Source organism: Companilactobacillus zhachilii, from assembly GCF_003606365.2.
Lineage (GTDB): Bacteria > Bacillota > Bacilli > Lactobacillales > Lactobacillaceae > Companilactobacillus > Companilactobacillus zhachilii.
Genome location: NZ_CP031933.2, coordinates 2032170 through 2053006, shown reverse-complemented (window position 1 = coordinate 2053006; position 20837 = coordinate 2032170). Strand labels below are relative to the sequence as shown.

The window sequence follows — 20837 nt, the reverse complement described above, 5'->3', positions numbered from 1 at the left end:
GATACTTAAAGTTATTTAATATTAATTCAAAAATAAACAATGAACTAGCCGGAAAGAGCAAGAAATTAGGTCGCTGTGCAGGTGGCGTTAGCTCTTTAGTGCTTACACCACGGGACGGCTTTTGAAACTCGCGATTTGTGCGAGGTTCAAAATCGAGACAAAAGTCCTTGGCTTTTATCGATCCCCATAGCGACCTAATTTCTTGCTCTTGGAGGTGACATATTTAACTAGCACCACGCGTAGTCGTTGTAATTTGTCATCTGAAATCAGAACTAAAATTTCCTATCAGTCCTTGAAAAGTATAAAATGAATTATTGTCGAATAAGAAAATAGAAGAGAGAGTCAATATGGATAAGATTGAATTCGGTCGTAAGATCAATTATGTGCCCATGACAGTGAGTCTAGTGGCCGGATTGGTTGTTGGCATATTAGTATATATATTTACCAAAGTTATTTTGTTAGCGATTATTTTAGGGATTACAGGTCTGGTTATTGTGGCATTGCTTTATGCACGTTCAATGACCGACTTTTATGGCTATTGGGAAGTTAACGATGAAGGAATTAGAAGTTATAATTATCAAAATTTAAGTACCAGACTTCAGTCAGTTATGCTGCCTTTCAGTGAAAGCCAATTTGCCTTCAAATTTGCCGATATTAAGAGTTTAACAGTTGTGGTGGGTAAAGACATGAACGCACCCGCAAACATCTTAGGAGGCTCGTTTAGTGCCCCTAAGAAGATTATGTTTCACTTGCCAACACCATATTATTTGGAATTGAAATTAAACGATGGTCGGGAAGTTGAGTTGGACTTATCAGCCGATTGGGATGATTCAGAAACAATTGAGTATGTGATTGCTGTGATTTGTTCGGAAGCTGATATTCCAGCAGAGATTGTTAAACAAGAAAATTAGGTTTTATAACTGGTAATTTTGAATAGTAGCTCTTGTGATGCAAACGGTTTTAAAGTTAGTTATTAGTTAATTTTTATATTTTCATGATATCTGACTTCATTTATTTGGGTAAGATTTGTTATATAAAAAATGTCAAGGTAAACATTATGAACAAAAATAACCGTCATAGAGAAATCCTTTCCGATTTCTTGTAACGGTTATTTTCTTTTGTTATAGAAATTAATTATTCCGAATAAAAAAACTGCTAATAATGAAATCCCCAAGCTATTTAAGAGTCTTGACGTTACTGGATTGTTCTTTATTGTAAACCAAATGAATGTACTTAAAAATGTAATAAAAAAAGTTAATAAATATATAGTTCCTTTTTTCATATGTCTAGAACCACTTGTGCTTGATAGAATTCTGAGTTAATAATTTTAATGTCATTTTTCATCTGTTCATTAATATTTAATGGTTCACGGTTCATATGTATTGCCATAGTGTTCAAGCTTATTAAGGGAATAGCAAATGAGAAAGAAAAAATAGGATTCATTTTATTCTTATTGTAAGTCTTCATAGCTAACCTCCAGAGTTTTGTGATAACTGTTTTAATTAGAATCGTGTATGTGTAAAAGAATACCCAGTTACAGTCTACCATCGATAAAATATTTGCTCAACAATTCACAAATACTTTATCGAATATTTATTTATTGTTGTTCAACTGTACTGGCATTGATGGTTTATTATAGTCACGCCTTTGGAGAAAAGATTAATACTACCAATAAAATAATGTTTCATTTTCTAACACTTTTTTATTTGAAATTAATGACATTAAAAATGGAACCAATAATCAGATTATCGGTTCCATTTTTTTTAATATTTATTTACTGAGGTGTATCCGCAATGGCCCAGGTTATTTGACCGTTATATTCTCCAGCTTCAGTTGCAGCGGGAACACGTAACTTCCACTTTTCAGAACCAACGTACTTAGTTAAATCAAGATTATCATAGGAGCCGTTAAAACCGTCAGTTTTAATCGGTGTTTCTGCAGATGAAAGAGATGCCCAAGTATTGGTATCAGCTTGATTGAATAACAAGGAATCGCCATCATCCTGAATCAATTTCTTGCCATTACTTTCAATCGAATTGCTACCATTATTATCATAACTAACATCTACATCAAACGGTGTTGCGCTACCATGTGAAACGAGTAATTTACCAGTTGTACTCTTGTTAAGCAATAGCTTTTCTAAATTAACACTATTGATAGAACCGAAATCAATGTTAGATGGGACTTCTTTAAAAGCGGTAGCAGCAGCCACAGCTTGAATATCGACGATAGCCGGTTCTTCGGCATTTATGGTTGATACATTTTCTTTCTGACTAGTAGTTATATGTGTCAGTTGGGCTGTATTAGAAGCGGTGAGTGCTGTTGGACTAGTGACCTTAGCTTTGAATGTGATGATATTGTCCGTATTGTTGTTAAGTGATCCAGTCATAAAGCCTAGTTTATTGCCAGATTCACTATTTGTTATAGATGTACCATTCAAGGCAAAGCTATTAGGAACTATTTCCAAACCGTCGGGAATGACATCATAAAAATAAGAATCCTTTAGAGAGTCTGAACCAGTACTGTTGAAATCGACTTTGTAATCAATAACGTCATCTTTATGAGCAGTTACTTTACTTGCATAATCGCCATCTGCATTGGTTGTTTCATTTTTGACGTAATTTTGGAAACTATAATTAAAGTTTGGTATTTTGACAGGAATTTTAATGCTTGATGAAATGGATTGCGTGTCGCTTTTTCCTGAGGTATGTCCAGTATAAGTAACGGTATTGACTAAGTTACCATCATTGTTTAAAGGTGCTTCATTAGTAATTGTGGCATCGACCGTAAGTACATCTGAAGTTCCGTCTTTGACAGCAGAACTACTTGGTGCTCCGTCAATTGTATTATTACTGTTATTGATTACGGAAGATGTGATTTTTAATCCTTTAGGAAAACTATCTAGGATTTTATCAATAATCCAGCTTGAATTATACCCGGTATTCTTTAGAGTGAAGGTAAATTGTAAGTTATCACCAACATTGTTTGTTCCGTTTGTGTTAGTGATATTCTTATAGCTTTGTGAAAGAAGAGGGACAGCTAAGCCAGATAGCATGGCTCCAATATTAGAACCAAAGTGAGCCACGCCCCCAGCTGGGACGGTAGATTCAGGCCATCTAAGTATATAAGCTGTATCTTGCTTATCATTTTTGTCAACAACTTTGTAATTTGGCATTTGTAGAAGGTCAGTTCCAGCTGCATCGGCTGTATCACCCTGATTACCAATTTTATCAGAGTCTCCCCAAGTTAACTTTGGACTGACAATATCGGAACTGCTTCCGTATCCTTGTTTCCCTTTAACTGACCAATCAGAAGGGGTGAGGACACGTCCCATAAAGTCTTTGAAGCCGTCAGCAATTTCATTAGTAATGTATAGTTTTGAAGCTGGACTTGCAAAGTCTTTACTACCACTTTCAATGTATAGTCCCTTTCCACCACCTATGGCTTTCATTGGAACATTATCAACGTCAGTACCACTATTCAATGAAGTTAAGCCAGTGTCTTCGCCAAAGAAAGTCTGGAACTGAACACTACTTGATTCAGGATTATAAACATATAATTCACGTTGAACGATGGGGTCTCCATGAGGAGCAGCACGCAGAAGAATTTCGTAGAAACTATGAATTTTTGCATTATAACCGACTAGTCGAAGTGCTAAGTGGCCATTACTTGTACCAGTATAAAATAGTTTAGTGGCGTTACTTGATGAATCAAGCGAAGCCGATTGTACTAATAGGTTCATGGAACTGGTAAAGGTGGTACCGGGATTGGCGGATCCCGTTAAAAGAGCAAAATCAATGGATGTATTAGAAGCATTTCCTGGATCACTGCCAATATAAGAATTAGCACCTTGGTGAATAACACCGTAGTAAGTACCATTATTATCAATGAAAACATTAACTTTTGAATTCTTGATAATTGGAGCACCATTCTCAGTACCCGTTGTACTGGCTTTAGTAATTGTAGTGTCACCGCCAGTTACTACATTACCGTTTTTGTCACGAGCAGCTCCAAAGGTATATCCAAGTGAGACATTATCATTCAATGGAATCTCACCGACTTGATTAGGAGGCATGTTGGTTTGTTGGGTCCACCTAATGCCGTCGTATCTGGAAAGAACTGAAGCTGCATCATAAAGATCACTAGTTGATACTGCTTTTACCTCTGTCGTTTGAATTTTTAGAAATATTGTGAAAATTGTTAGTAACATTAATGATATCTTTATTATTAATTTGAATTTTCTCATTTTATCCCCCTCGACAATAAGAAAACCTTCTGGGATTATTATAAGACATAATAATTATAATGATTGTTTATCGCATAATTAATTTTTGATGAATCTTATATATTTATAATTAAAAAAGTGACATACAAGAAATATCTTTATTAGATAAATTTTCTGTATGTCACTTTTTATTGGTATTTAAAATCTATAATGCTGGTACATCGGCGATAGTCCAAGTAATCTTACCGCTGTATTGGCCAGCTTTAGTGTCAGCTGGAATTCGTAATTTCCATTTTTGAGAACCAACGTATTTGGTCAGGTCAAGATCTGTGTAAGAACCACTGAAACCATCGGAATTGATTGGTATCGGCGAGGTACTCAATGGTTGCCAATTTTCGTTAGAATTTGTTTTAGTCTGATTGAATAACAATGTATCACCATTATCTTGGACTAATTTATTGTCACCACTAGCAATAGGGTTATCACCATTGTTGTCATAACTGACGCTTACTTGGAAGGAAGTATTATCTCCATGGGAAATCCGTAATTTTCCTGTTGTGTTGACATTTTTAAGTATCCGTTCGAGATTTAAACTATTAACGCTACCAAAATCAATTTTTGAAGGAACTTCAATAAAGGCAGTTGTTTGGGGAGCATCTTGAACATTAACGAGGGCTGGTTCCTCTGTGTTGATACGTGAATCTGTAGTGCCGCTGCTAAGTGTGGTATTTAGTAAAGTGGCAGTGTTAGATATAACTTGTGAACTCGGAGCAGTTACTTTAGCTTTAAAGGTAAAGCTATAGGTTTGATTATTATTGATTGAACCGGGAACGGCAAAGTAATATTCATGATAAGTAGGGTCGGGGTCACTGACAGAAGTTCCATTCCAGTATGCACTACCCGAAACGGCTTCCAGATTACTATCTAATTTATCGTAAATACTAGTAGATTTAACGGTGGCTTGACCATTACTAGTAAAATCGATTTTATAATCAATTACGTCACCCTTTTGAGCAGTTACTTGTTGAGTGTAATCACCATTAGGATTTGTCGTTTCATTTCTTACTAGTTTTGTAAAACGATATTTAAAAGATGGTGTTATAACTGGTATTTTAACGCTATCTTTCATTGTGGTAGAGTCATTTTGACCGGCATTGTGACCAGTGACTGCTACAGTATTGGTCAAATTTCCAGAGCTATCTAAATAATAAGGGGCGCTGTTTGTGACTTGAGCGGAGAAAGTGAGATTAGATTCCCTGTTATCTATAAGTCCAGTGTTGGGGTTGTAATCTATGGTATTTCCATTTACAAGTGATGAATTGATCGTGTTAGTGTCAATGGCCAAACCATTTGGAAGACTATCTAAAATTCTGCTTATTATCCAGTTAGAATTGTAACCGTCATTTCTAATTTTGACATTAAACTTTAAGGTGTCTCCAACGTGATTTGAGCCAGTGGTTGTTTGGTTAGCATTCGTATATGTCATTCTAAGTGAGGGAATAGCTAAACCTGAGACAGTTGCACCAATAGCTGAAGAGAAGTGAGCTACTTCACCAGTACTTAAGGAAACTGCGGGCCATCTTAAACTGTAAGCAGAATCTTGAAAGCCATTAGAATCTACAACATCTATCATTTGACCAGTATTTCCCATTACTTGTAGCAGATTGTCACCAGCTTTAGCATTGATATCACCCATTTGTGAGGCTGTGGGTGCCGTGGAAAATGGCATCGAGGGGTCAGATATTTGTCCTTTCCCAGGAATGGTACCTTTGACAGCCCAACTAGTTGGATTAGTTAAAACTCTCCCCATGAAATTCTGAAATCCATCGGGAACATTATTAGTTACAAATAGTTTAGAAGGAGAGGTTGAGAGACCGCTGTACATAAATAATCCTTTATTGTCTCCAAGTGCAAACATCGGGACGTTATCAACCGTTTGAGTATTATTATTACTTGGGTCGAGTCCTGTATCTTCCCCGAAAAAAACTTGGAACTGGGCTGTTGACGTGTTGGGATTGTAAACATATAACTCACGCCGAACAATTGGTGCTCCAGTTGGGTCAGGACGTAAAACGATTTCTGCATAAACTGACTTTTTATAAAAGTACCCGACTAATTTATAAACAGGTTTATTGTTTGAATCAGTTCCTGTGTAGAATATTTTGTTGGTGCTTGAACTGGATTCAAACACAGGCATCTGTCTAAGTAGATTATATGAATCATAAAATTCATTAGAACTAGTAGATCCATTAACTAGAGCAAAATCAATTGAGGTATCCGAAGCATTTCCGGGAGTTCCACCAGTGCCGATAAATGAATTGGCACCTTGATGTAATATTCCGTAATAAGTGCCATTTTGGTCTATAAAAATATTAATTTTTCCATTTGGTGTTGTGGGCGCACCGGTATTATTGCCTTGAGAATATTTAGTTATGGTATTATCTCCACCTGTAACGACTTTACCGGTAGCGTTACGTGCAGATCCAAAAGTATAACCGAGAGAAACACCGTTGCCAATAGGTATTTTTCCAACCTGGTTTGGTGGAGAAGTTGATTGTTCTTGCCAATTAGTTATGCCATCGTATTTTCGCATGATTTTTTCAGCTTGTTCAATGTCGCCTTGTCCTCCCGCTGCCTTAGTGATGGTAGTAACATGGCTAAGAAAGAGAAACATTATTAAACTGGAAAAAAGCGCTAATAAGATTTTGAAAATTATTTTTCTAGTCTTCATTTTTATCCCCCTATAAAAACAAAATTAACTACAAAATAAACTTTTTTATACAAATTAGACTGTTTTGTTAATAATTGATTTTAATTTAGTATAAATCATAATATTTATATTACTATTCCATATATTCATGTTATTTTTTTTAAATATTGATATAGAGAATTGTTTTCCAAGAAGGAGTATGGCATGAAACAATTTTTCACGATTGGGCAACTATCAAACCTTTTTAACGTTAAGATTTCAGCGTTGCGTTATTACGATGAAATTGGACTATTAAAGCCCGCTAAAATAAACCATCAGACGAACTACCGCTATTATTCGACCGAACAATTTGAACGTCTGAATGTCATTAATTATTTACGTGCATTAGATTTGCCGGTTGAATCAATCAAGCATTTTTTTGAGGCACGTGATATTGATAAATTGGAAGAAATGCTCAAAGAACAAAAAGTACAAGTTCAGCAACAAATTTTGACTTTGAAAAATATTGAACGTCGAATCGATACGCGAATCAGTCAAGTTGACAATGCGGTTAATAGCGTTATTGATAAAATTGAAATTGTTGATGTACCAGAAATGGCGGTAATTTACTTGAACGAGGATTATCGTCCCAATGATGATATTGAATTTCCTATAGCAACATTGCGACAAAAGTTTGGCGTCGATAAAAATATTTTTCTAGGCAAAATTGCTTTAACAATTAATCAAGCTAATCTTTTGGCAAGAAGATTTGACAGTTACAATGGGTTGCTACTGATTATGGAACCAGGAGATGAGGGAGATGCAACAACTACATTGAAGGCAGGAAAATATATTCGACTGAGATTTCGTGGCACACACGATACAGCAGCCCGTCAGTATCCATTAATGATTAATTATTGTCAGAAGCATAATTTCAAAATTACTGGTCCGGCAAATTGAAACTGCCTTGATTGATTATGGTATTTCTGATGATGTTGAAAAATATATTACTGAGATTCGTATTCCTATTGAAAATGATTGACCCTCAAGTAGCTAGAGAGTTTATAATTCTAAGTTAATATCCTTAACGTATTGTGCTAGTTAAATATGCCGCCTATAAGAGCAATCTGGAGATTAACGATTAATTGAAACTGTGTCGCAAGGCTATTTTAAATTACGAAAAAACAATACGTTATGTTAATTAAATAGGGGGGAATCTTATGATAGGAACAATCTTTAACGTCTGCATGATTTTAGTGGGGAGTTTTACTGGTAGTTATTTTAAAAAAGGAATCAAGCCGGCGTATAATGAGATCCTGACACAAGCTTTGGGCTTAGCAGCGATTGCTATCGGCTTGAATGCAGTTGTGCAACATATGCCCAAAAGTCATTATCCAGTGCTGTTCATTGTCAGTTTGGCAGTCGGCGGTTTGATAGGACAATGGCTGAATTTAGAAAAACGTTTTGATAATCTAGTAGGAAAGTTTTCAAAACCTAATCCTGACGGTAGCAGTAATTTAGCTGAAGGATTGGCAACGGCCGTATTGTTGTATTGTATTGGTTCATTGTCGATTCTAGGTCCAATTCAAGCGGCCTTGAATAAGGACTACACGTTCTTATTTACTAATGGGATGCTTGATGGAATTACTTCAATTGTTTTGGCATCAACATTTGGTATCGGGATGGCTTTGGCGGCTATCGCTGTTTTTACTTGGCAAGGAAGTATTTATTTGATTGCCATGTTGCTACAAAATTCAATCAATAACGATATGATTACTGAATTGACAATCGTTGGTGGTATTTTGATTATGGCGTCAGGGCTTGGTTTGTTAAATATCAAAAAAATAAAAGTGTTGAATTTATTACCAGCTTTGATAGTTCCGATTGTAGTTATTGCAATTATGCAATTGTTTTAGTTGATAGATGCCACCTCTGGGTGCAAGAAATGTTGGCGCTGTGGGGACCGACGAAAGCCAAGGTCTTTCGTCTCGATTTTGAACTTCGTAAAGTACGTGAATTTCAAAACTCGTCCCGTGGTGTAATAGTAAAGTCCTAACGCCACCTTCACTGCTGCCAAAATTTCTTGCAACCAGAGGCTAGGGTATTAGTGATTTTAATGTGACGTAGCTAAGTTTAAAAAAATATAATTCCAAAAAAGTAGGGTAGATAAATTTCATTTCAATTTATCTACCCTACTTTTTTATAAGATGTCTTTCTATTCAGCAAGTGTATCTTCAATGGACCAAGTTACTTGACCATTGTATTGGCCAGCTTGACTGTTAGCTGGAACTCGCAGTTGCCATTTATTTTTTCCAACGTACTTAGTTAAATCTAGGTCTTTATAAGAACCATTAAAGCCGTCAAAGTTGATTGCAGTCGGAAAGGCATTTAGTGGTTTCCAAAGGTCAGTAGTATCTTTTTTGGCTTGATTAAGTAGTAAAGTATTACCGTCGTCTTGAACTAACTTATTGCCATTACTTGAAATAGGTGTGTCACCATCATTATCATAACTAACGCTCACTTGGAAAGGTGAATCAGCCGCATGGGTAATACGAAGATTGCCGGTTGTACTGATATTCTTCAGGAGACGTTCAAAACCAGCACTGTTAACACTTCCAAAATCAATTCCTGATGGGACTTCGGTAATCGCTGTTGTTTGTGGTGCATCTTGAATATCAACTATTGCTGGTTCTTCGACATCCATACGATTACTATACCCAGTATCTCCATCCAAACCATAGATGAGTGAGGCGGAATTTGAAGTGGTCTTTTGTGAAATGCCAGTAACCTTGGCTTTGAAAGTAACAGTATAGGTTTGATTGTTCCGGAGTGCTCCCATTGGAACATCCATAGTATTATAATTATTGCCATTCCAAGCGACACTGTTAGGGACTAATTCCAGTCCGTCATCAGCTTCGAATTTGTTGTAAAAGTATGCATTGCTTACAATACTGGAGCCGTTGCTGACAAAATCCACTTTGTAATCGATAATGTCGTCTTTTTGAGCAGTGACCTTGTTAGTAAAGGTTCCATTAGGATCGGTAGTTTCGTTTCTTAATAGTTCTGTAAAACGATATTTAAATTTGGGGATTTGAACTGGAATCGTTACACTATCAGTCAATTCCCGAGTATCGTTTTGACCACTATTATTTCCAAATACGCTAGCTTTATTAGTCAGATTACCTTTTGAATCTAAGTTATAAGGAGCAGTATTGTCAATTATTGCATCAAAACTAAAATCGGCTGACTCTCCTACTTCAATGGAACTGTTAGGATTGTAATCAATTGAGTTGCCATTGGTGAGAGAGACACTGGTTTTGGGATCGATAGTTAATCCCTTTGGCATAGCATTTAAAATTCGACTTATCGTCCAGTTAGAATTAAGTCCGTCATTTCGAACGGATATATTAAAATGCAACCTATCATTGACTTGGTTGGTGCCGTCGTTACGGTTCATGTTTTTGTACGTTAGTTTCATTGTTGGAATAGCATAGCCGGAAATAGTTGCTCCAATTTTAGAGACAAAGCGTTCGACTGATGCGGAGGCTGAATTTGTTTGAGGCCATCTTAAAGTATATGCAGAATCCTGTCTGCCGTCAGAATCAACAACTTTATATTCCTGTGGAGTATTTTCATTTAAAACTAGAAGGTTACTATTTGCAGGTAAGTTAGTATCACCATTTTGAGTTTCATTGGGGGATGAAGTCCAAGGCAAGGTTGGGTTAGTGATTGAAGAAGCATTTCCACTTCCTGAACGTCCCTTGATACTCCAGTTACCGGGATTTGTTAGTGTCCGTCCCATAAAATCTTTAAAGCCACCAGCTACATCATTGGTAATGAATAATTTTGATGCTGGATCATAGTTTACACCATTAGAGTCGGCACCACTGCGTAGATATAACCCCTTCTTATCACCAATAGCGAACATGGGGACGCTGTCTACGGTATCGGTTAAATTGTTGTTAGGGTTAAGTCCAGTATCCTCACCATAGAAAGTTTGATATTGTGCTGGACCATTAGGATTATAGACATACAATTCTCGCCAGACGATAGGTGCACCGCTAGGGTCGGCTTTTAAAACAATTTGCACAAAAACAGATTTCTTAGCATAGTAACCAGCCAATTTATATGCAGGTCGACCGTTTGCATCTGTTCCAGTGTAAAATAACTTACTGCTGCCTGGTTCAGAACTGATGGTCTCCAAATTGGCTAACACATTCATATCGTTATAAAAATATGAATCCTGTTTACCAGTAATTAAAGCAAAGTCGATTGAAGTGTCAGACGCTCTTTCGGGATGACCACCGCTACCGATATATGAGCTATCACCTTGGTGGAGGATGCCATAGTATTTACCATTATTGTTTAGAAAAATATTTATTTTGGAATTATTAATTGTCGGAGCGCTACTATTTGGTCCTAATTTTGCTGAACCAATTGTACTTGATAGCGTGATTGTATTGTCACCGCCTGTGACTTTACCACTGGCATTACGAGCAGCACCAAAAGTGTAACCAAGAGAAACATTTCCTCCAATAGGAATTTCTCCGATTTGATTAGAAGGCGTGTACCGCTGCAATTTCCAATTAGTGATGCCATCGTATTGTGCCATAACATTGGCCGACGTGTTGATAGCATCTGACGAAGCGGCGTGAATAGGTATTTCAGAGTGATTAAAAATAAAGAACACAAATAAGCTAGTGAGAAAAGCAAGTAGTACTTTTGGAATTGACTTAATCACTTTCATCTTTATCCTCCCTGGGAAAAAATTGGCTCATAAACAACAATTTCGGTATAATCATGCAATTCTATATAAGAGATAAATATGTAGTCGGCCGCCTCCAAGAACCAGAAAATTAGGTTGCTGTGGGGACCGACTGGAGCCAAGGTCTCCAGCCTCGATTTTGAACCACGCAAGCGAGTTTCAAAATTCGTCCCGTGGAGTAAAGGCTAAAGTCTTAACTCCACTTTCACGGCAATCTAATTTTCTGGTTCCTTCCGGCTGGTTTATTCTTTGTTTTGAATAAGCCGTAAGTAAACTGTATTCTTGAATACTTTTGTATCAGTGATAACTAGAGCATCAAGGCTTAAAGTATGTTTGGTATTTTTAATATTTAGTTAAAGTTCTATCTATTACTATTATAAATCATAATAATTATATTAATAGTCTATATATTCATGTTATTTATTTTTGGAATTTGCGTACATTGTGAAATTTACAATCGTGAGGTTGGGACAAAACTATTATTGTCTTTAAACATGCAGCCTAAACGTGTTACAAAACATATTCGAAAGCTGAGCATGTTTTGTGCCGCTCTCTTTTTTAATTTTGTCAAAATTGATACAATATCAAAGGTAAAGATTGGGGATAAAATATAATGAAAATACTCTTCGTTGGCGATGTCGTTGGTAGTATCGGCATTAAGGCTATAGAAACATATCTACCTGAGATCAAAAAGAAGGTTAAACCACAGTTAACAATTGTTAATGGTGAAAACGCTGCTGGTGGTAAGGGTACTAAAGAACCTGATTATCAAAAAATTACTCGTGCTGGTGCTGATGTTGTTACGGGAGGAAATCATACTTGGGATAAACGAGAAATTTTAGATTTCATCGATGATCCAAAGAAAAATATTTTACGTCCCTATAACTTTTCTGGGGAAAATGTTCCCGGACGTGGTTTTCTAAAGATTAAAGTAAATACTAAAGAAGTTTATGTTATCAATATGCAAGGAACTGCTTTGATGCAGCCACTTGATAATCCATTCATTGCGGCGGATAAGTTAATTAGTAAATTAGATAAAGATGCCATTAAGTTTGTCGACTTCCACGCTGAAACAACCAGTGAGAAAATTGCTTTTGCTAATTATATGGTTGGCCGTGTTTCTGCTGTTTGTGGAACACATACTCACGTTCAAACCAATGATGCACAGGTTATTAACAAGCAAACTGCTTATTTGACCGATGTCGGGATGACTGGGTCATATGATGGTATTTTAGGCGATAAAAAAGAACCGATTATCAACCGATTCTTAACGCAAAGACCTAATAAATTTGATGTTGATGAAGATGGTCGCATGCAAATTGGCTTTGCTGTGATTGAGATCAACGACCAAACTAATAATGCTCGTAGTATTAAGAACTATGTTATAACACCAAATAATCAATCATTTTTAAATTAATGGAGGGAATTCATGCCTCAAAAAACAAAAGAAACACCAATGATGGAGCAATATCTGGAGTATAAGAAACAATATCCAGATGCTTTTTTGTTATATCGTGTCGGTGATTTTTATGAGATGTTTTATGACGATGCCGTTAAAGGTTCACAAATTCTGGAACTTACATTGACATCCCGTAATAAAAAGGCTGATGAAGGTATTCCTATGTGTGGAGTACCACATCACGCTATCGAAGGTTACATTGATACACTTGTGGATAAAGGTTACAAAGTTGCGGTTTGTGACCAACTAGAGAATCCCGCTGATGCACAGGGCAAGATGGTCAAACGAGGTGTGACTCGAGTAGTTACACCTGGTACGATTATGGATAAATCTGATCAAGCCAAGGAAAACAACTATATTACTGCTATTACAGCACACCAAAATGTCTTCGGTTTAGCATATGCTGACCTTTCAACTGGGGAAGTTAAAGTTACATCAGTCGAAAGTCAATTAGATTTAACTAATGAATTACAAAATTTGGATACGAAAGAAACAGTTGTTTCAGGAAGTTTTCCACAGAAGTATCTTGATCAATTACGTAAATATGGTATTTTAATTTCAAAATTAGATGATTTAGACGAAAATTATAGTTTTGATTTTTCACAAATTGAATCTGATACCGAAGTTAATACCGTCAAGCTGTTGATAAGTTATTTAGTAAAGACTCAAATGCGTTCACTAGATCACTTGAAGGCCGCTGAATCATATGAGACTTCTTCCTATTTATTGATGGACCATTCCGCCCAACGTAATTTGGAACTGTTCAAAAATATCCGGACAAACAAAAAGTCGGGAACACTTTTATGGCTTTTAGATGAAACTAAAACAGCCATGGGTAGTCGTTTATTGAAGCAATGGTTAGCTCGTCCGTTGATTAATGTCGAAAAACTGAAAGAGCGTCAACATTTCGTGCAAGTCTTTTTGGATAATTATTTTCAAAGATCTTCATTCCAAGATTATTTGACGAAGGTTTATGATTTGGAACGTTTAGCAGGTCGAGTTGCCTACGGAACAGTCAATGGTCGTGATTTGATTCAGTTGAAGACCTCGTTGGAACAAGTTCCAGAAATTAAATCGATTTTACTAGATATCGGTGATGATGAATTAACAGCCTATGTGGAAAAGATTGATGAGGTTGCCGATATTCGTGATTTGATTGATAAGGCAATTGTTGAGGAAGCTCCGATTTCAGTCACTGGTGGTGGCTTGATCAAAGAAGGCTATAACGATCAACTCGATAAATATCTTGATGCTTCTAAAAATGGTAAGCAGTGGCTAGCTAGTTTGAAAGCTAAGGAACAAGAATTAACAGGCATTAGTAACTTAAAGATTGGCTACAACAAGGTCTTTGGTTACTATATTGAAGTCAGTCGTGCTAATATCGATAAAGTTCCTGAAGATCGTTATCAACGAAAACAGACATTGGTTAATGCTGAACGTTACATTACGCCAGAATTAAAAGATAAAGAAAGTTTGATTCTTGAAGCTGAGGAAAAATCAAAGAGTTTGGAATATCACCTTTTTGATCAGATTAGAAGTAAAATTAAAGATCAAATCAGACGAATCCAAAGTCTAGCTAATATTTTGTCACGTTTAGATGTGTTACAAAGTTTTTCAGTTGTTAGTGAAGATTATCATTATGTTGCGCCTAAGTTTATTGAGGAACACGAGTTACAAATAACTAATGGTCGCCATCCAGTTGTGGAAAAAGTTTTGAGCAATAATAGTTACATCCCTAATGATGTTAACTTTGATGACAAGACTGATATTTTGTTGATTACGGGACCAAATATGTCAGGTAAGAGTACCTATATGCGTCAAATGGCGTTGATTGTAATCATGGCACAAATTGGTTGTTTCGTACCCGCTGACAGCGCAAGTTTGCCAATTTTTGACCATATTTTTACAAGAATTGGAGCGGCAGATGATTTGATTTCTGGGGATTCAACATTCATGGTCGAAATGCGAGAAGCAAATGATGCCTTAAAAAATGCAACTCCCAACAGTTTAATTATTTTTGATGAGATTGGCCGAGGAACTGCCACCTATGACGGAATGGCTTTAGCTCAAGCAATTATTGAATACATCGATAAACACGTCAAAGCAATGACCTTGTTTTCAACGCATTACCATGAATTGACCGAACTAGAAAGCCAGTTGCCGGGATTAAGAAACGTCCACGTCGATGCTTCAGAAGAGAATGGTGACTTAGTCTTTCTACATAAAGTTTTACCAGGACCAGCTGATAAATCATACGGAATCCACGTTGCCAAGTTAGCCGGACTACCAGAAGACGTCTTGAACCGAGCAGGTAAGATATTAAGTAGTTTGGAAGAAACATCAGTCCATACAACGACTTCAGAAAGTATTCAAGAACCTAAAGCAGAACCAATCGAACCAGCAAAAGAAACCGTACCCGAGAAGGCAACTGTGAAACCAGAATCAGTTGAAAGTGATGAAGAGCAACAATTATCACTATTCCCAGAAACGCCCAAGCAGACAAAGAGGTTGTCTAGCAAAGAGTCACAAGTTATCAAGGAACTTGATAATCAAGACTTAATGGGGATAACCCCAATAGAAGCCATTAACTTGCTTTATAAATGGCAGAAGAAGTTGAAATAATTTTTTGATTTGGTTTTAAATAACCGATACAATCCAAAAATTAAGAAAGAAACGAATGAAATAAATTAGCTGGAGGTTGCGAGAAAGAAAGCCAGCAGTGAAGGTTGCGTTAGGGCTTTAGCCCTTACACCACGGATGTATTTTGAGATTCGCGGTACTATGCGAAGCTCAAAATCAGCCTTGAGACCTTGGCTCAAGGCGGTCCCACAGCAGGCTTTCTTTCTCGCAACCGGAAGCGGCAGATAAATATATAGAAGAAGGTGGAAATGTGGGCATAATTCATGAACTACCAGTAGAACTAAGTAACCAGATCGCAGCTGGGGAAGTTATTGAACGTCCCGCATCAGTTGTTAAAGAGCTGGTTGAAAATTCCATCGACGCCCAGGCCACACAAATTTTGATTACTATCAAACAAGCTGGCTTAAAATCAATTGAAGTAAATGATAACGGAAAGGGGATTTCAGCAGACGATGTTGAAGTCGCCTTTTTACCGCATACAACAAGTAAGATTTCAAATGACCACGATTTATTCAATGTCAGAACACTCGGATTTCGTGGTGAAGCCTTGGCCAGTATTGCCTCTGTATCCAAACTGACAGTCGTAACTAGCCAAGATGGCAAGTCAGCAGTCAGAGCTAAATTTTCGGGTAATGAATTAATAAAGAAGGAAACTTTTGCTCGTTCTAAGGGAACAACTATGACTGTTGAAGATTTATTTTTCAACACACCAGCCCGTTTGAAATATGTGAAATCTTTGCACACGGAATTGAATAAAATTGTTGATATCGTTGATCGGTTAGCCATGGGCTATCCTGACATTTCGTTTCGTTTGATTCACGAGGGTAAAGATTTAGTTTGGACATCTGGTAATGATAATTTACAACAAACAATTGCGGGAATTTATGGTCGAACGATTGCCAGTCATATGTTGGATTTTGAAAATTCTGACCCTGATTACGAAATCAACGGTTACTTTTCTAAACCAGATACGACCCGCTCTAATCGGTCATATATTTCATTGATTTTGAATGGTCGTTATATTCGTAATTTTCAATTAACGAATGCTGTTATTCGTGGCTATGGTTCAAAATTGATGGTGGCACGTTTTCCAATTGCGGTAATTAATATCAAGATGGATCCAAGTTTGGTGGATATTAACGTTCATCCAACTAAGCAAGAGGTTCGTTTGTCTAATGAAGGTCATATTGGAGATTTGATTAGTGATGGAATTAGAAATCGTTTATCTAATCAAAACTTGATACCTGATGCCGTTAAGAATCTTGGGCGTAAAGAAGCTACACCTAAGGTTGATACGTATAAGCCGGAACAAATTAGTTTTGATGACATCAAATCAATTGATAAAATTAATGAACCTCTGGGAAATACAGCAACGGTTGAACCAGAGCCTGAAAGTTATGAGCCAGATAACTCGTTAGAAAAACGTGTCGAGACGCCAATGACGGGAATGCCAATTTTTGATGATCCAGAGCATTTGCATGCTTGGGATGAGCGAATGAAGCAGGAAAAAGCTGAAAAAGTTAATGTTATTGATACTGACGGTCATGAAGCTACTCCAGCACCAGAATCTGACTTCCCAGATTTACGTTATATTGGTCAAATTCATGGGACTTACTTGGTAGCTGAAAGTCAGAGTGGTTTCTACTTGATTGATCAGCACGCGGCTCAAGAACGAGTAAATTACGAATATTATCGTCAAGAAATTGGTAAAGTTTCCAATGACCAGCAAAAATTACTCGTACCAATTGTTTTGGATTATCCTAATTCAGAGAGTATTTTAATTAAAGAAAAGAAACCAGTCCTAGAAAGTATTGGTTTGTATTTGGAAGATTTTGGACAGAATAGTTTTGTGGTCAACACGCATCCGACTTGGTTTGTTCCCGGACAAGAGGAGTCAACGATTAAAGAGATGGTTGACTATGTCTTAAATGATTCTAAAATCAGTGTGGCAGCTTTTCGTGAAAAAAATGCGATTATGATGAGTTGTAAACGAGCAATCAAGGCTAATCATCATATTGATGACCGCGAGGCCGCACAATTGCTTCATAATTTGACTAAAGCTGAAAATCCATATAATTGTCCCCATGGACGTCCAGTCTTGGTAGAATTTAGTAATAAAGATCTCGAAAAAATGTTTAAGCGAATTCAAGATCCACACGATACTAGAGAGAGTGAGTAAATTATGTTTGAATATTTAAATGGATTAATAGCAACCGTTACCCCTTCATATATTGTGGTGGATGTTAAAGGTGTGGGCTATAAGGTGCAAGTGGCCAACCCTTATCGTTATGAAGAAAAACAAGAAGCCTGTGTTTATGTTGAACAAGTTGTTCGTGATAATGAGCAATCGTTGTATGGCTTTTATGATTTGAATGAAAAAAATATCTTTTTACACCTAATTAGCGTTTCCGGTATCGGCCCTAAGAGTGCTTTAGCGATTTTGGCCGGTCAAGATTTACAGGGCTTGATTCATGCGATTGAAAATGATGATGTTAAATATTTAACAAAATTTCCTAAAATCGGTAAGAAGACTGCCCAACAAATTATTTTGGATTTGTCAGGTAAATTTACCGCTGAAGGTCAAATGACCCTTGGTGAGACACCAGTTGAATTCAGTACTGGTGGTAATCAAGAATTAGAAGACGGCTTGGCAGCACTTGAATCACTAGGTTATTCAACTAGAGAAATTGGAAAAGTTAAGTCGCAACTTGAGAAAGAACACCTCAAGAGCGCCGATGAATACCTACGTGCTGGATTGAAACTGTTGAGTAAGTAAACTCGTGGTGCTAGTTGATTTTTTGATTATGGAATTGAAATGAAGGGAGTGTTAACAATCGAAAATAATGAGAATGAAGACGAACGTTTAACCGATGCTGACTCGCTTGATAATATTGAAGATATTGTCGAACAAACATTACGTCCCCAAAGCTTTGACCAATATTTAGGTCAAGAGAAAGCCAAGAAGGAACTTGATGTCTATATCAAAGCGGCTAAACAACGCCAACAAACGCTTGACCATGTCTTGCTTTATGGACCTCCCGGGTTAGGTAAAACCACTTTGGCAATGATTATTGCTAACGAAATGGGGGTTAATATTCACACAACGACCGGTCCTTCAATTGAAAAATCTGGAGATTTAGTAGCCGTCTTGGATGAATTGGAACCCGGTGATGTGTTATTTATTGATGAAATCCACCGTATGCCTCGAGCAGTCGAAGAAGTTTTGTATTCGGCGATGGAAGATTTTTACATTGATATTATTGTGGGCCAAGGTAGTGAGTCTCGTTCACTACATCACCAATTAGTTCCTTATACATTGATTGGTGCCACGACTGCCGCCGGAAAACTTTCAGCTCCTTTAAGAGATCGGTTTGGAATTGTTGAGAGAATGGAGTACTATACCATAGATGAATTGTCTAAGATTGTTTTCCGTTCTGCGAATGTCTTAAATATTAATGTCGATGAGGAAGGTGCTCATGAGATTGCACGAAGATCTCGAGGAACACCAAGAATTGCCAACCGCTTGTTAAAACGAGTTCGTGACTTTGCTCAAGTTGCCAATAAAGATACGATTGATTACGATATGGCAGAATCGGCTTTGAACCAATTACAAGTTGATGATGCTGGCTTGGATCATATTGATCGGCGGATTTTGGAAATGATTATTGAACTGTATAACGGTGGTCCCGTCGGCCTAAAAGTTATTGCCGCAAACATCGGTGAAGAACAAGAAACAATTGAAGAAGTTTATGAACCATATCTTATGCAGATGGGATTCTTAAAGAGAACTGCCAAGGGTCGTGTTGTAACAAGAAAAGGTTATGAACACTTAGGGCTACCATATCCTGAAAATGGACAGTAACATAGCTTTTTTTGCTCAAAATAAATACAACTAGCAATCCAAAATCGGATTACTAGTTGTATTTGACTTAATGCTCGAAAGCTGACCATGTTTTGTCACATTCTTGGCGTTTCTAAAGAATGTCGTTAAACCAGTTATTAAAGGAGATTTTTTACATGTCACTATCAACAGAAGATTTTGATTACGATTTACCTGAAGAACTAATCGCACAAACACCTATCAAGAACCGAGACCAATCAAGACTTTTGGTGCTTGATCATAAAACGGGTGAGTATCAAGACAAACATTTCTACGATATTTTGGATTATTTAAATCCTGGGGATGCCTTGGTAATGAACAACTCCCGTGTTTTGCCAGCCCGTTTGTACGGAACTAAAGAAGACACTGATGGTCACGAAGAAGTATTGTTATTGAACAATATTGAAGGTGACAAGTGGGAAGTTTTGATGAAGCCAGCCCGTCGTGCCAAAGTGGGTACTAAAGTTCAATTTGGTGAAGATGGTCAACTTGAAGCCGAAGTTTTGGAAGATTTGGAACACGGTGGCAAAATCATTGAATTCCATTATCAAGGTATCTTTATGGAAATTTTGGAACAATTAGGTGAAATGCCTTTGCCTCCATACATTAAAGAAAAACTTGATGATCCTGACCGTTATCAAACTGTCTATGCTAAAGAAAATGGTTCTGCTGCTGCTCCAACTGCTGGTCTTCACTGGACAAAGGACTTGTTGAAGAAGGTTGAAGATAAAGGTGTTAAGTTAGTTTATGTTACTTTGCACGTGGGATTAGGAACATTTAGACCAGTAACTGAAACTGATGTTGATAAGCATGTAATGCATTCTGAGTTCTATCGTTTGGATGAGGAATCAGCTAAAACACTAAATGATGTTAAGAAAAACGGTGGCAAAATTGTGGCCACCGGTACAACATCAATTAGAACTTTGGAAACAATCGGAACTAAGTTTAATGGCGAAATCAAGGCTGACTCTGGTTGGACAGATATCTTTATCAAACCTGGTTATGAATGGAAAGTAGTTGATGAATTTATTACTAACTTCCATTTGCCAAAATCAACTTTAGTTATGCTTGTAGCCGCATTTACTGGTCGTGAAAATATTTTGAACGCTTATCACCATGCTGTTGAGGAAAAATATCGTTTCTTCAGTTTCGGTGATGCAATGTTCATTAAGTAGAGGG

Annotated in this window: 12 protein-coding genes; 9 read left to right on the top strand and 3 right to left on the bottom strand. The window is 37.0% G+C overall.

Annotated features, from left to right (window positions below):
• The first annotated feature begins 347 nt into the window (after positions 1 to 347).
• Positions 348 to 911: a hypothetical protein gene (locus D1B17_RS09455; protein ID WP_120141947.1), complete on the top strand. Its 564-nt coding sequence runs from the start codon at positions 348 to 350 to the stop codon at positions 909 to 911.
• A gap of 863 nt (positions 912 to 1774) precedes the next feature.
• On the opposite strand, the gene D1B17_RS09450 is transcribed toward D1B17_RS09455, so the two are convergent.
• Positions 1775 to 4246, bottom strand: a complete 2472-nt coding sequence (locus D1B17_RS09450; RefSeq protein WP_120141949.1) for an isopeptide-forming domain-containing fimbrial protein — start codon at positions 4244 to 4246, stop codon at positions 1775 to 1777.
• A 184-nt stretch (positions 4247 to 4430) separates the two neighbouring features.
• Entirely contained in the window at positions 4431 to 6956 is a 2526-nt protein-coding gene (locus tag D1B17_RS09445) for a DUF11 domain-containing protein (protein WP_120141950.1), read from the bottom strand.
• Positions 6957 to 7139: 183 nt separating this feature from the next.
• On the opposite strand from D1B17_RS09445, the gene D1B17_RS09440 reads away from it, so the two are divergent.
• The gene (locus D1B17_RS09440; RefSeq protein ID WP_120141951.1) at positions 7140 to 7874 is read left to right on the top strand and encodes a MerR family transcriptional regulator; all 735 of its coding nucleotides are present in this window, start codon (positions 7140 to 7142) and stop codon (positions 7872 to 7874) included.
• 260 nt (positions 7875 to 8134) lie between these two features.
• Complete coding sequence (locus tag D1B17_RS09435) at positions 8135 to 8830, top strand: DUF554 domain-containing protein (protein WP_120141952.1); 696 nt, start codon at positions 8135 to 8137, stop codon at positions 8828 to 8830.
• 299 nt (positions 8831 to 9129) lie between these two features.
• On the opposite strand, the gene D1B17_RS09430 is transcribed toward D1B17_RS09435, so the two are convergent.
• A complete protein-coding gene (locus D1B17_RS09430) occupies positions 9130 to 11661 on the bottom strand; it encodes an isopeptide-forming domain-containing fimbrial protein (protein WP_120141953.1) in 2532 nt (843 codons plus the stop codon).
• A gap of 631 nt (positions 11662 to 12292) precedes the next feature.
• On the opposite strand from D1B17_RS09430, the gene D1B17_RS09425 reads away from it, so the two are divergent.
• The 6 genes from D1B17_RS09425 to queA all read left to right on the top strand — a co-directional run bounded on the left by D1B17_RS09425 (position 12293) and on the right by queA (position 20833).
• Entirely contained in the window at positions 12293 to 13096 is an 804-nt protein-coding gene (locus tag D1B17_RS09425) for a TIGR00282 family metallophosphoesterase (RefSeq protein ID WP_120141954.1), read from the top strand.
• Between the two features lie 12 nt (positions 13097 to 13108).
• Complete coding sequence (gene mutS / locus D1B17_RS09420; protein ID WP_120141955.1) at positions 13109 to 15760, top strand: DNA mismatch repair protein MutS; 2652 nt, start codon at positions 13109 to 13111, stop codon at positions 15758 to 15760.
• Positions 15761 to 16028: 268 nt separating this feature from the next.
• Positions 16029 to 17957, top strand: coding sequence for a DNA mismatch repair endonuclease MutL (gene mutL / locus D1B17_RS09415; RefSeq protein ID WP_120141956.1), 1929 nt, complete (start codon positions 16029 to 16031; stop codon positions 17955 to 17957).
• A gap of 3 nt (positions 17958 to 17960) precedes the next feature.
• Positions 17961 to 18554, top strand: a complete 594-nt coding sequence (gene ruvA, locus D1B17_RS09410; protein WP_120141957.1) for a Holliday junction branch migration protein RuvA — start codon at positions 17961 to 17963, stop codon at positions 18552 to 18554.
• A 39-nt stretch (positions 18555 to 18593) separates the two neighbouring features.
• On the top strand, positions 18594 to 19640 hold the full coding sequence (gene ruvB, locus D1B17_RS09405; RefSeq protein ID WP_120141958.1) for a Holliday junction branch migration DNA helicase RuvB: 1047 nt from the start codon (positions 18594 to 18596) through the stop codon (positions 19638 to 19640).
• Between the two features lie 155 nt (positions 19641 to 19795).
• Positions 19796 to 20833, top strand: coding sequence for a tRNA preQ1(34) S-adenosylmethionine ribosyltransferase-isomerase QueA (queA, locus tag D1B17_RS09400; protein ID WP_120141959.1), 1038 nt, complete (start codon positions 19796 to 19798; stop codon positions 20831 to 20833).
• The last annotated feature ends 4 nt before the right edge of the window (positions 20834 to 20837 follow it).